14 protein-coding genes and 1 tRNA gene are annotated in these 13,384 nt (G+C 32.9%); 6 read left to right on the forward strand and 9 right to left on the reverse strand.

All coding sequences use genetic code 11. The annotated features are described in order from the left end of the window. Window positions 1-35 precede the first annotated feature (35 nt). Window positions 36-374 carry a hypothetical protein gene (locus tag QZ659_RS00705; RefSeq protein ID WP_291720369.1) on the forward strand — a complete coding sequence of 113 codons (339 nt, stop codon included), beginning with the start codon at window positions 36-38 and terminating at the stop codon, window positions 372-374. Window positions 375-644: 270 nt separating this feature from the next. Here the strand turns inward: QZ659_RS00705 and QZ659_RS00710 are convergent, their stop codons facing one another. Both QZ659_RS00710 and QZ659_RS00715 read right to left on the reverse strand, forming a co-directional pair. Then, on the reverse strand, window positions 645-1,817 hold the full coding sequence (locus tag QZ659_RS00710) for a phage integrase SAM-like domain-containing protein (protein ID WP_291720372.1): 1,173 nt from the start codon (window positions 1,815-1,817) through the stop codon (window positions 645-647). A 233-nt stretch (window positions 1,818-2,050) separates the two neighbouring features. Further along, window positions 2,051-2,169: transfer RNA gene (locus QZ659_RS00715), tRNA-Asp, on the reverse strand. Window positions 2,170-2,281: 112 nt separating this feature from the next. Here QZ659_RS00715 and QZ659_RS00720 point away from each other — a divergent pair. Then, window positions 2,282-2,965 (forward strand): ABC transporter ATP-binding protein, encoded by a 684-nt coding sequence (locus QZ659_RS00720; RefSeq protein ID WP_291720375.1) that lies wholly within the window; start codon window positions 2,282-2,284, stop codon window positions 2,963-2,965. Window positions 2,966-3,036: 71 nt separating this feature from the next. Here QZ659_RS00720 and QZ659_RS00725 read toward each other — a convergent pair whose 3' ends face one another. Further along, window positions 3,037-3,579 carry a DUF4199 domain-containing protein gene (locus QZ659_RS00725; RefSeq protein WP_291720378.1) on the reverse strand — a complete coding sequence of 181 codons (543 nt, stop codon included), beginning with the start codon at window positions 3,577-3,579 and terminating at the stop codon, window positions 3,037-3,039. A 198-nt stretch (window positions 3,580-3,777) separates the two neighbouring features. Here QZ659_RS00725 and QZ659_RS00730 point away from each other — a divergent pair, with 198 nt between their 5' ends. After that, window positions 3,778-4,761 (forward strand): isopenicillin N synthase family dioxygenase, encoded by a 984-nt coding sequence (locus QZ659_RS00730; RefSeq protein WP_291720381.1) that lies wholly within the window; start codon window positions 3,778-3,780, stop codon window positions 4,759-4,761. An 86-nt stretch (window positions 4,762-4,847) separates the two neighbouring features. Here the strand turns inward: QZ659_RS00730 and QZ659_RS00735 are convergent, their stop codons facing one another. Beyond that, window positions 4,848-5,489 (reverse strand): TetR family transcriptional regulator C-terminal domain-containing protein, encoded by a 642-nt coding sequence (locus QZ659_RS00735; RefSeq protein ID WP_291720382.1) that lies wholly within the window; start codon window positions 5,487-5,489, stop codon window positions 4,848-4,850. 201 nt (window positions 5,490-5,690) lie between these two features. Between QZ659_RS00735 and QZ659_RS00740 the strand changes: the two genes are divergently transcribed. Next, a complete protein-coding gene (locus QZ659_RS00740) occupies window positions 5,691-6,626 on the forward strand; it encodes an FkbM family methyltransferase (protein ID WP_291720385.1) in 936 nt (311 codons plus the stop codon). Between the two features lie 152 nt (window positions 6,627-6,778). Here QZ659_RS00740 and QZ659_RS00745 read toward each other — a convergent pair whose 3' ends face one another. After that, window positions 6,779-7,945: a glycosyltransferase gene (locus QZ659_RS00745; protein ID WP_291720388.1), complete on the reverse strand. Its 1,167-nt coding sequence runs from the start codon at window positions 7,943-7,945 to the stop codon at window positions 6,779-6,781. Between the two features lie 260 nt (window positions 7,946-8,205). On the opposite strand from QZ659_RS00745, the gene QZ659_RS00750 reads away from it, so the two are divergent. Next, window positions 8,206-8,607, forward strand: coding sequence for a hypothetical protein (locus QZ659_RS00750; RefSeq protein WP_291720393.1), 402 nt, complete (start codon window positions 8,206-8,208; stop codon window positions 8,605-8,607). 34 nt (window positions 8,608-8,641) lie between these two features. Continuing rightward, window positions 8,642-9,550: an ion transporter gene (locus tag QZ659_RS00755; protein ID WP_291720396.1), complete on the forward strand. Its 909-nt coding sequence runs from the start codon at window positions 8,642-8,644 to the stop codon at window positions 9,548-9,550. A 208-nt stretch (window positions 9,551-9,758) separates the two neighbouring features. Here QZ659_RS00755 and QZ659_RS00760 read toward each other — a convergent pair whose 3' ends face one another. From QZ659_RS00760 to QZ659_RS00775, 4 genes are all read right to left on the reverse strand, one after another. Further along, the gene (locus QZ659_RS00760) at window positions 9,759-11,078 is read right to left on the reverse strand and encodes an ABC1 kinase family protein (protein ID WP_291720399.1); all 1,320 of its coding nucleotides are present in this window, start codon (window positions 11,076-11,078) and stop codon (window positions 9,759-9,761) included. A gap of 166 nt (window positions 11,079-11,244) precedes the next feature. Next, complete coding sequence (locus QZ659_RS00765; protein WP_291720402.1) at window positions 11,245-11,769, reverse strand: YkvA family protein; 525 nt, start codon at window positions 11,767-11,769, stop codon at window positions 11,245-11,247. Window positions 11,770-11,836: 67 nt separating this feature from the next. Further along, complete coding sequence (locus tag QZ659_RS00770) at window positions 11,837-12,487, reverse strand: alpha/beta hydrolase (protein ID WP_291720404.1); 651 nt, start codon at window positions 12,485-12,487, stop codon at window positions 11,837-11,839. A gap of 101 nt (window positions 12,488-12,588) precedes the next feature. Further along, entirely contained in the window at window positions 12,589-13,020 is a 432-nt protein-coding gene (locus QZ659_RS00775) for a hypothetical protein (protein ID WP_291720407.1), read from the reverse strand. Between the last annotated feature and the right edge of the window lie 364 nt (window positions 13,021-13,384).

A 13,384-nucleotide genomic window follows, 5' to 3' on the forward strand; every position in this document is an offset into this window, starting at 1 on the left:
TTAGAAAATTTAGGACTTATAAATATAATTTAATTATGAACATAACACTCAACCAAGACTTTGAATTTGACATTCCCATTAATGAAGATATGGGAGTACGTGGGTATGCCACAGAAACGCTCATTAAACACAAAAATCACGCATCAGAGCCTAATACTATTGTAATGGCTTTAGAAGCAGAATGTTATTCTAAGGCAATGCCAGAGTTTACGAAAAAAATAGATTTAGGTAAATATGTCGTTTCAGAAGAAAATTTTGATGAGATTATGACAGAAGTTTTTAATAAACTTCAACCTCTCATTGAAAATGAACTAGGTGTCAATCTAGGAGCTATGATTCAAGAACAAATTGCTCAATCGCAAAATAACCTTTAATTTTTGTTTAATCTTGACAGCTCTATTTGTTAAACAAAAGCTATGTTTGAAAAAATGTAGCTTTTTTTGTGTTTTATTACTTAAAGAGCAAAGCAAAATTTTACCAGGGGGAAATTACTTCAGTAAAAACACAATCTTGCTTTAAGGTATCAAAAACGCACTTTTTAAAAAAGTAGCTGATTTTTGAGAATTTAATTTTATTATTTTTATAGAAAAAACTTACATAATAAAAAAGTGTACAGAGGGGGAGTGTACACAAGATATAAGGGATTAGAGTTGTGATTGTGTCTCTCTAAATATTGAGGTTCTGTCTAAGTCTCCGTAGTATTTTTCTGTTGTCCTGACAGAACTATGTGCGACCATACGAGAGACTATTGGCTTAGGAACACCATACCGATTCATTTGCATATCAATAAAGGTCTTCCGTCCTATTTTAGAGGTTAGATATTTAGTTATCTTGCAAATATCTGCAATTTCTCTCAAATAGCCATTGTAATGAGCATTTGAAGGAATTGAGAGTTTATAATTACAACTTTCTAATAATTTTCTAGTTCGTTTGAAAATTGGAACACCTATATAGTTATTGTTTTTGTCTCTATTTGTGGATATAAATTGTATTCCATTTTCCTCAAAAATATGTTTTTCTGCATCAAAAATCTTCATCTGATTGAAATGGAATCCTGTATAACAAGAGAAAATAAAAGCAATTCTAATCTTTTCTAGCCTTTCTATTTTAAATGTCTTTCTCTCTATTCTAGCTAGTTCTGCTTGACTTAAAAATACGTGAGGTGTTTTTTTGCGAATTATTTTTATCTCTAAGCCTTCTAAGGGGTTTGATTCAATACGCTTGTCTCTTGCTGCTTCTTTCAATGATTTTTCAACCATAGCTACTTTTTTCTTAGCTACGGCTTCACTATTGGGTTTATTTAGTTTTGTCCTCAAAAAATCAAAATAGTTTTTACCATGAGTAATAGTAAATTCACTCGTTGGAAGATGCGAAATATCATTTTCTCTACAAAATGTGTTGAAGTCAGTACGGTATCTCTTATAACCTGTTTTTGTGGCTGGTTCTATGTCTCTTAAAAGCTGACGTTCTACAAACTCATCTACGATTTGAATGGTAGTGAGTTCTGGTTCTTCATTACCACGATAGATGTCAGTAATTATTTTTGAATTTGTCGCCCTTTTGAGCTTTTTGAGGTTTAAGTAAATTTCCTCTAGTTCAGATTTCAATAAAAGTAAGGTATCTGTTTTAATTCTTGCGTTACGCTCCTTACTAAGTATAGTAAAGTTGTACCCTCTTTTATTTTCCCAATGCTCTTTCTTATCTAAAATCACACCAGTAGCAAAAGGAACACCTTTGTCTTTTGCTCCAAACGAAACTCTACAATATATAGAGAATCTATCTGTTCGTAGTTCTTTTATTAAAAATCCTACATTCATAAAAATACGTTTTTTTTAGCATAGTTGTAATTTTTTAGTGAAAAATGACGACAACACAAGCGAATAAACTTTTGTTGCGTTACCCACTAAAAATTGAGTTTCCCAACGAAACACCTTGATTTCAAAAACCTTTATTAAACAAAACGAAAGGTGTTTTTTTGATGATATGACTACCTTATGAATAATGTTTTATGCTAAAAATAAGCTCAATTTCTTACTTTTAAGAGATTTTGCGAGGCAGGTAGGATTCGAACCTACGACACACGGCGTGACAGGCTAAGAAGTAATTTCTATTTGACCGTTTAGATAATCATAGAAATATACGTTGCTCTACCAACTGAGCTACTGCCTCATTATGCCATTTACTACACACAAAAAATAAAAATAGTTTCGTTCTGACACAGAAAATAAAAAGCAGTAAATTTGAAAGAGAATTAAACAAGTCAAAAATCCATCTTTTCAAAATGTACGCTCTCCAAACTCAAAGCCTTACCAAAACTTTCAATAAAGGAAAAATAAATGAATTTACAGCCTTATCGGATATTTCTTTTTCTATTAAAAAGGGAAGCTGTACGCTCTTGAAAGGTTCTTCTGGTTCTGGCAAGACAACGCTAATTAGTATTTTGGCAGGACTTACCAAACCCACTTCTGGTAGTTATATTTGTTTAGAGGAAAACGTATCACACTGGTCAGAAAAATTCTTAACACAGTTTCGAAGAGAACATATCGGTATCGTTTTTCAGCATTTTAATCTCATTCAAGGACTAACTGTAGAGCAAAATATTTCTCTGCCACTTTTACCATTAAATTATTCTATCAAAAAAATGAATAGGATGAGCAAAGAAGCAGCTACATTAGCTCAAATTTCTCATAAATTGAATCAGAAAATAGATGTTTTGTCTGGTGGGGAGCTTCAACGTACAGCCATAGCAAGGGCATTAGTGCGAAAACCTGCCATTCTTTTTGCTGACGAACCGACTTCACACCTAGACAGGCAAAATGCCATAGAAGTCTTTGAAGTATTTGAAAAATTGAAGGCAGACGGACAAACCATTATCTTAACCACACACGATGAGTGGCTGAAAAATCATTCTATCATTGATAATGTAATTGAGCTAAGAGATGGAAAGTTAATTATTAGTGATTAATGGTAAATGATAAATTTTTTTATTCTATGAAATACAGAACATAGTTGTTTTACTTCAATTCGTAATTGAATTTACGTTTTCGCATTTGGGTTTTTCTTTATCATAAAAAGACTTGCCACCATTGCAATTATAAAACCTATTGTTCCTACTTTGACAAACTTATCTATTGCGATAGCAGAAGGAGTTATTCTAGGGTTGTTTTTTGTAGCTTCTAATAAAATTGAACTCAATTCTTCTGATTCTTCTTTATGTAATTTGGCTTCTTTTTGTAGAGCAATATTGTATTCATCAATTTCAGTTTGGTGTCTTTCTAAAGCTGCTGGGACAGTTCTTAAAAAGCCATATAAAAGACCACTATACAAGACAATAGCAACAAAATTAGCAACAATTCCAAAACTGATAGCCTGCCACCCTTCCAAATAGCCTTTCATTATATCTTTTCTATAACGAAAAAGCCCTAGTACCAATAATCCAAAATAGATAGGCATAAACATAAATTCGTGTTCTCTGAATGGATTTTTTCCTAACAAGTGAAAACTAACATTGAGAAGTAGAACTCCAACAGCCATAGTGGCAGCCGTAAGAAAGGCATATTTCCAAAAAGGATTTTTCATTTTTTATATAAATACGGATGATATATTCTGATATAAGTTGCAAAAATACATATCCTTTTATTGGTTTCCTTGTTTGATAGAGGATTTTTATAACTTTTTAAACAGACTAAAAGTCCATTCTGCTATATTTTGAAAATGCCTAAAGATTTCATTATTTTACTAAAAATTTCTTTTTAAAAACAATAAATTCAAAATACGATGAGCAATATTTTATATGATGAAGTGCCTTCAGTAGATTTGGCAGACTTCAGAGCAGGTGGCGAGCGCAAAGCTAAATTTGTAAAAGAGCTAGGGCAGGCGTGGGAAAATATTGGTTTTGTAGCTGTAAAAAACCACGGTTTGGCAGATGATGATAGAGACAAACTATATGATTCTGTACAAGAATTTTTTCAGTTAGATGAAGAGACGAAACGCAAATATGAAAATTTGGCTCTTGCTGGACAGCGTGGTTATATCAGTAAGGGTAGAGAAACAGCAAAAGGTTTCAAAACACCAGATTTGAAAGAGTTTTACCATGTCGGACAAATTTTTGAAGAAAGCGAAAAAGAAAACGATTCGGCTTTGAAGGAGTACCCAGATAATATTTTTCCACAAGAAACTCCAGAATTTGAAAAATATACAAAGCACGCTTACCAAACATTAGAAAATTCGGGTAAAGAGCTTTTGCAAGCTGCTGCGTTATATTTAGGCTTAGACGAACATTATTTTGATGACAAAATCCATAATGGAAATAGTATTTTGAGAGCAATTCACTATTTTCCTATTCCAAACCCTGAAGAATTAGCTCCTGATGCTGTTCGTGCTGCTGCACATGGCGACATCAATTTGATTACGCTTTTGATGGGTGCAAGTGCTGATGGCTTGCAGGTGTTGCGTCGTGATGACAAATGGATTCCGATTACTGCCCTTCCTGAGCAAGTAGTTGTAAATGTTGGTGATATGCTTTCTCGTTTGACAAACAACAAACTCAAATCTACGATTCACAGAGTAGTAAATCCTCCAAAGGACAAAATGAATACATCTCGTTATTCAATTCCATTCTTTATGCATCCACGTTCGGAAATGGACTTGACGTGTTTGGATAATTGTATTGATAAAGAAAATCCAAAACAGTTTGAAGACATCACAGCAGGAGAGTTTTTGAATGAGCGTCTGATAGAACTTGGTTTGAAAAAAGCATAATTGAATTGTGAATTATGAATGGTAAGTGATGAACGGAAAACCGTATTTCATTTACCATTCATCACTTATAATTTATCATTCAAGAACTATTTTCTTTGAAACAAAAACTTTACAAAATCAAAAGCTGAATCTGCTATATTTCTTCCAATTAAGTCCATTGCAAAATTGACTGTTTTTTCTACGGCTGCATCGGTTCTCTCAAAGTTTTTGCTATCATCTCTAAGCCAAAAGCGAATCAAAAATTCAGTTTCTGCCCACAGGAGTTTATCATATTTGCTTCCTACAAACATACGCTGTTCTACCTCACCTGTGTCCATTCCCTCTTCCAAAAGTAGGTTGATGTATTCATAAAAACCATCTTTAAAATCTGATAACACTCTTCTTCTAAAACCTCCATTTCTTGGACTAAGCTGATTAACTACAAAACTGCGATTTTCTTTCAAAACTTCTATTAGCGTAAAATAAAAAGCGAGGAGCTTTTCACGCACCATATATTCATCATATACCGATTCTGAACGCAGCCTTTGTACCGTTTCACTTAGGTATTCTCCCCAAATTTCTTGCTCAACGTTCATAAAACTAGAGTAATTGTCATAGAAGAATTTCTCATCTTCCCCTAGCTCTGCCATTAGGTTGTAGGGTGTGTTGGGAGCTTTTCCGTGTTGTCTGATATACGTTATAAATGCACTTTTGATTTGTTCTTTTGCCGATGTAGTGGTATTTTCCATTTATATTTTAGTTGTTTTAGATATATATTTTAAGTCTAGTCTCAACTAAACGAATCTTATCACGTAATGGTTTTGATAATTTTTTTAAGTATTAATAATAAAATTCTACCTTTGTCTAACAAATGAGTTAAATCACTTATAAAGAAAAAAATGACATCAAAAGAGTTTTTAATGAAGGTAGTTCGAAAATTTCCATCTACAATGAAATTTTCAAAAAATAAAATAAAACAAATGCTTTTAGAGGAAAGCTCTTTAAAAAAACTCAATTCATTTTATAATGGTTTGGATAGCCACGAGAAAGAGGTTTTTCATACTTCTTATGCCAAAATATTTAGAGAAGAAATGAAAATAGATTCTTTAAATACTACTTGGACAGTTCAGTTTGCTGACCATAGTATTAAAGTGCCTCTAAGAGCAGAATCTATGTGGTTAGACTGGGATACAGCCGTTTCTATTGTTGGACACGATATTGAAGTAAAAGCATTTTATAAAAAACTTATCTTATCAGAATATAAGCCCAAACTCGTTTTTGATGTAGGAGCTAACTACGGAACACATTCTATTTTATTTTTAGCAACTGGAATAGATACTATTACTTTTGAGCCTAATCCTGCTTGTTATGATAGTTTTGACACTATGGCAAAACTGAATAATCTCAAGTATAATTTAGAAAAGGTAGCCGTAGGAGAAACAGAAAGTACGGCTACACTTGTCTTTCCAGAAAAAGATACTTGGCTAGGAAGCCTTACAGAAGAATATGTTGAGAGTATCAATACCTTCGATAAAGTAAAGAAAGTAGAGACAAAAGTAATTACTTTAGATAATTATACAGATTCCAAAGGCATTGTGCCAGACTTCATAAAAATAGACACAGAAGGTTTTGAAATAAATGTCATTAAAGGAGCAAAAAAGTTATTAAGGAATAACCCTACTATTATTACCTTTGAATGTATAAAGCAAGAAGAAAAACAACAGTTATTCGAACAGTTTGATGCTATAAATTATCAAATCCATGAGTTGCAGCATCTAACTACCTCTCCTTTGAGTAAGACAGATTTTATGCAGTCAGAATATGTAAATTTTTTAGCGATTAGTTCAGAACATCCAGCCTTAAAATCTGATTTGTTTGTAAGTTAATTATTAAGTAGTTAACTGGTATAATTTTGTTATTTTCAAAAGCTAGTGCAATTTTATAAAAAGTTGAATTTTAACTTTGTCAAGGGTCTTTTCGAAGAAAAAAACAGACCTTGACAATAGTTTTTATAAACTAAATTGTACTACTCAACTACTTAAAACGTCCAAGCACGTCCCTTTTCTCCATACAGCTCATCATACACACGGTGAGCAATCTGAAAACCTCTGTACTTTTCAGCAATATCTCGTATTTTTTGGTGTAAGTTGGTTTCTTCTTTATGAACTAAAAGTTCGTTGATTTCTTTTGCAATACGTAAATATTCTTCTTCTGTAAACTCGTTCATAATTGAGCCAATTTGATATTTTTTGATAGTATCAGAATCATCTGAAATATGTGGTGTGATGACTACTGGAAGTCCCATTGCCCAATATTCTCCTGTTTTGATGGGAGTGCCATAGCGTTTGGAAGCTGCTGGCTTGAAAGGCGTAACGCCAAAATCTCCTAGTCCGATGTAAGAAGGGATATGCTCATGGAAAACAAACTTTGTAGTAACAATATTCCTGTCTAAATTACTTTCCCTACAATAGTTATTTATTTCTTCTTCTTTATGAGAGGTCAGAATCAGAACTCTAAATGTATCTCCCCAAAAATCATGACAAACTTTCCAAAAATCAAAAATCTCTTTTTCTAAGTACGAACTGCCAAACTTTCCTGCATAAACACTCACAATTTTGTCTTGTAATCCTAATTCTTCTAATAACTTGGGGTTTTTTCGCTTATTAAAGTCAAATAAGTTTACATCTACACAAGCTGGTTTGGATTCTAAACAACGGTCTGAAATATCAATTCTGTATCTGTTTTTGGCATAATTTTGCATTTCATTCACACAAGGAACGAAAGCAGAGGCACGAGAAGTTTGGAGTTTTTCTAAGTTCCATAAAATTTGAAAAGCCAAACTATTCTTTTTCCACGTATTGCTTTCTAGCATAGCTTCTGCATGTGGCTCAAAACTATCTATGATGAGTTTTTTTCCTGTAAACTTGGAGACTAAATAAGCTCCTGCTCCTGCTGGCATACAAAAAGGGTGAATAAAACGTATATTTTTCGTAAAAACTGTTTTTACAAGAACACTTACTATTCTTACCCAGTTGAGTATAGAGCGCAGACCAAAACGGTAATAGGAAAAATCTAACAGGTAAATATCAAAATCATTTTGAAGTTCCTTTTTTACTTGTTCTTTTTGTTCCTCACTCATCTTGAAATGAGGCTGTTCTAAAGTCATTAAATAAATTTTACTGCCTTTGGGTAAATATTTTTTCATAATTTTGATATAGGGCAGCGTATAGGTTTGCATTAATGCGTCTCTAAACGAAAAAAATGTCGGAACAAGAATATGAGAGGGCTTCAAAATAATGATAAATGGGTAAATGATAAATTTAATTCTATTTTTGTCATCAAAGGCAAGCCTTTTGAATGATAAGGTTTAAAATCTTAATTCACTTTTTATTCTAAACTTTGCAATTTAAGCTCTAAAATTGCATTTATTCCTAAATTATACAATCTAAATTCTAAACTGGTTATATGAAATTCATCACAAAATTAAGTGTATTATTTATATTTTCTATGTTTGCTGTTATACTAATGGCTTGTCAGCAAGAAGATATGATGAAAAAAGTAGTCGGAACTACTTGGATTTATTCTTTTGAAGACAATAAAGATGGCTTAGAAGCCTACCGACCATCAACTTATGAGTTTCCTCCTGCTCGTGGGCGTGAGGGATGGAAATTTGAAGAAAATGGAGTAGTAAAAAAACAGGCTATTGGACCGACAGATGTTTATGTTACAAAAGAAGGAAAATGGAATTTTTCGCAAGAAAACAATAAAAATACCTTGACTATTTCTTTAGAGAATCAAAAAGTAAGCTATGAGATTGTTTCTGTTTCAGATACTATCCTTTTTGTAAAGCCAATAGAAGAAAACTAAGTTTTTAAAATTACCAAATTCTGAATAAAGACGTATGAGTTATTCCTCACTTCGAATACGAATTTATACTATAATAGAGCGTGGAGAAAAACATGATAAAAAAAGTGTCTATTTCGATTACTTTATCATTATACTGGTTTTATTGAGTGTGATTTCTACCATTTGGGAGTCATATCCAAAAGCACAAGCAAAATATGGAGAGTATTTTCACGCCTTTGAAGTTTTTTCTATTATCATTTTTACGATAGAATATTTACTTCGTTTGTGGACTGCACCTCTAAAATATCCTCATTTATCAGCTTGGAAAGCCTATTTAAAGTATATTTTTTCTTTTATTGCGCTTATAGATTTGCTTGCCATTCTTCCATTTTATCTACCCTTCTTCGGGGTAGAAGATTTGCGACTTCTCAGAATGATGAGGCTACTGCGTCTTTTGCGTATTTTTAAACTCAATCGATATTCTCGTGCTTTAAACCTAGTCTATGATGTTCTTAAAGAAAAAGGAGAAGAACTTGTAACTACTGTGTTTTTTGCTCTTATTTTGCTTTTAGTTTCTTCTACATTAATGTACTATGTTGAACACGATGTGAACCCAAATGGTTTTCCTAATATTGTTGCAACGCTTTGGTGGGCTGTCGTTACACTTACAACAGTGGGTTATGGAGATGTTGTACCTGTTACGATGGTAGGAAAGTTTCTCAATGGCGTCACGGCACTTATTGGGATTGGTGTTGTGGCACTGCCTACCAGTATATTGAGTGCAGGTTTCTTAGAGAAAATAGAAGAGCGCAAGAAAATAGAAAAAGCAGCTAAAGAGCAGTTAGAGAAAGAACTATTGGAAGGTTTGAAAGAACGAACAGAAGGTAAGCAAGAGCAGCACGAAAACAATCAACAACTCTGTTATTGTCCTCATTGTGGGGGGAAGTTGCCTAAGATGGATTAGAGAATAAAAAACCTATCGTCATTTTTTAAAACGATAGGTTTGAATTATAAGGTTGTTTAAGGGCAGAAAAACAACAGTTATTTATGGTCTGCTCTAACGAGACTGACCTAAATAGACCAAGGTCAGTACCGATGATGATGGATATAAAAATACATTAGCTTCGCTCGCTTTTAAGTCTTAAATAACTTATGTATCAAGCAGAAGGTATTTATGAGTTTTTATACCAATGCGAACGTGTGCTTATAGTGGCATCTAGTTCGTGTAATAAAAAATACAAGCCAAAATAGGTTCTATTGAGATACAATGAATGCTGTGAACCTCTAGCTTGTTTTGAGTTACGAAGTTCTGGCATTTTGGAAAGTCTTTCACCAAATTCATTTAAGTCATTGAAATATGCCTTATCCCCAAAATAGAACGTATCACTATGAAAAGGCTTCATAGAAAGTGATAGAAGCTCTTTGAATACACCTTTAAAAAATGCTCTCTCTTGTGGAGTATCGCTAGGCATCAAAAATCCTAAATCTTCAAAGGCAGTTTCTAGTTTTTCATTGTCCTCTAAAATACTTTTTTCCATAATACTAAAATGTTTGTAATAGTATTCTTCTGGAATTACTTTTACTGCACCAAAGTCTATAAAGCCAACTTTTCCATCTTCTTGCATTAAGAAATTACCAGGATGAGGGTCTGCGTGAACTTCCTTTAAAACGTGCATCTGAAAATCATAAAAATCCCAAAGTGTTTGGGCTACCTTATTTTTAACTTCTTGTGATGGATTAGTTGCCAAAAATTCTTTTAAGTGCATTCCTTCCAAAAAATCCATTGTCAAGATTCTTTCTGAAGAATATTCTGGGTAATAATTGGGAAAAATAGCATCTGGGACAGCCTCTTGAGTGAGCTTGGCTAATTTTTGAGAGCGTTCTAATTCTAAATTATAATTTGTTTCTGACTTGAGCATATCCCCTACTTCCTTCATATAAATTTCCAAATCACGCTCACTAAGTCCTAAAAGCTGCATTGCGAAAGGCTTTACCATTCTCAAATCTGAATCAATACTTTCTGCTACTCCTGGATATTGTATCTTTACGGCAAAAGTTTGGTCTCCAATTTTTGCTTTATGCACTTGCCCAATGGAGGCAGCATTCATCGCATCTTTACCAAATTCATCAAAAATATCATTCGGACTTTTTCCTAAATATTGCTTAAATGTCTTGACAACCAATGGAAACGACAATGGTGGAGCAGTATATTGTGCCATTTTAAATTTTTCACTATACGCACTCGGCAACATTCCTTCGCTCATAGACATCATTTGTGCCACCTTTAAAGCACTTCCTTTTAGTTCGCTTAGTGTATCATAGACATCGCTTGCATTTGCATCATCTAATTCTTTCCTGTCAAGGCTTGGATTTACAGCTTTCTTTGCATAGTGTTTTACATAATTTGCCCCTAATTTTACTCCTGTTTTGGCAAATTTGGCAGCTCTCTGTACTTTGCTAGTAGGTATATTATCTTGTGATTTGCGTTCCATAAGGTTGTATATAAAATATTTTTTCTTTTTCTAGTAATAAATTGACTTTCAAGTCAGTAACGTTGTATTAAAAACAATAGTTTTGTAATTTTTTATAAAAGCAGCGAAAAAAATAGCTAACTGTTTGGAAACAATTAGCTAGTAAGATTATAATTTTTTTATACTATTAAGTAGTCTGTTCTGCAATCTTTAGAGCTTGCGCCTGTTCCCAATTTTCAAAATCCTTAATATCATCATTCAATGATCCGATTGTCCAAGAAATAAGAGCAAAATCGTCCATCATACCCACAAAAGGAATAAAATCTGGCATAACATCTAAAGGAGAAACCAAATAGATAATTGTCGCTGTAGCTTTTACGAGTGAACCCCAAGGAAAATCTCTGTATTCTTTTTTATAAAGCGCACGAATAAGGCGCAACAACGTCTTAAATTTCTCTTTTACTTCCGTACTGACAGGCTTATCTCCCTCTTTTTCAATAAAGTAGGTATAGGCTTTGTTGAGTAGAGCAAACATTTTGTTTCGGCTTGCAATTACTTTCACAGCTTTTGAAGCAGCTTTTTTATAAAACTTAGAGTTTTCTACTTGTTCCTCTACCTCAATTTGAGAGTTTGGAGTAACAATGGGGCTTTCTTGTTGTATGAAGTCTTCTTCCGTAAAGTGAGTAGGGCTTTCTTTTGTTGTATCTGACATATTGTGTATAGTTTTTAGTTTAAAAAATGACTATTTAGTGTCGTGTGTCCCTTAAAATAACGCTAAACTATGCTAAAGAGTTTTGAATAAAATCATTTAAAACCTCTTCATATATTTTGTGTGTGCCACGATAGGGGATAAGTTGTGGAGAAATTTCCACCTCCTTTAAGACCTCCAAACCAGTTTTGAGTTTCTCTTCATTGATAAATTCGTCTTTATCTCCATAAAAAAGAGCAATTTTATTTTTCATTTTCTGATAAAAAATGGGTTCAATATCGTGAGCTATCATTCCTCCCCATACTAAGAATCTATTTATTTCATAATCAGTGTGAGCAATCCACCGACTTGCCGTAGCTGCTCCTTGCGAAAACCCTAATACAATAATTTTTTTTGCGTGTGTAGAAATATCTTTTAGTTCACTTCTTACTAGAGTTTCCAGATAGTTTAAATTATTTTCTATATCCAGTTCTCTTTCGTGTTTGGTCATCCAGTTTGCTCCCACCCTGCCTGTGAATTTTTCTAAATAAGCTGTAGATAATCCTTGTGGAGCAATAATATAGTGTTTGTCTGTATCTAATGTTTCAAATTTTTTGATAAAAAATTCGGCAAGTTGTCCATATCCATGAAAAACGACCCAAATATATTCAGTTGTACTGCTTAGGTTTCCGTGTGTAGAATATCTTGCTTTATAGGAAAAGGATATGTTTTTTTTTATCATAAAAGTTGTCATTAAAAAAGAGCAAAAGGTTCAATCTTTTGCTCTGTAAATATTTGTTGTAACTAAGTCTAGTACAATATTTCTATATAATTAGTGAGTTTTTAGCGACGGAAACCTAAAACGGCAGCTCCACAATAGCTATTTGAATCTTTAAATGTGAAGCTCAAATAATAGATACCTGTTGATTGACACTTAAAGGTAAGACCTTCATAATATTTGTTATTGAGGTAGCTAGTTGCTAATTGAGAACGACGAGAGTCATATAGAGTTGCAATAAGACCATTTGGTCCTCCATCTTTACCAGCCATACGAATCATATAATCCGTACCTTTACTAAATACACATGTGTACTCTACTTTCTTACGATCTCCTCCTTTACCATCAATACGATAGCTCTTTACAAAGGTATAACCTGGAGCTAATTTTTTGAGTGCAAGGTTGTTATACAAATCGGTATTACATTGTGCTTGAGCGTCAGTAGCTGCAAATGTGATAAAGAAAAAAGCACAGAAAAGAATTAATAAATGTTTCATACGTTTTGCTTATTTGGACAAAAACTTGTTCAATTAGGAATTAGGAAATAGTATAATAATGTAACAATTAGGTTATTAATGAGTGATGTTGCAAATACTTTTCCAAAAGTAAAAAGATACATAAAAATAAAGAAACGTTTCTCCTAACCTAATAAATTATACTAAAGATTTTTATTACATTTCAGAAGACTGGGTAAAGATAGTTTTCAAGCTATCTGCAACTAATCAATAACGATTTATTAATTAATATTGCTCTACTATACGCTTCTTTTAGGTGATGTAATCAAAAAACCGTCCAATCTTAGTTTTTTTAATAATTTCTTATAAAATATATGATTATTCCTGTCTTTTATATTCTGATACT

The sequence above is a fragment of the Bernardetia sp. genome (assembly GCF_020630935.1).
GTDB lineage: Bacteria > Bacteroidota > Bacteroidia > Cytophagales > Bernardetiaceae > Bernardetia.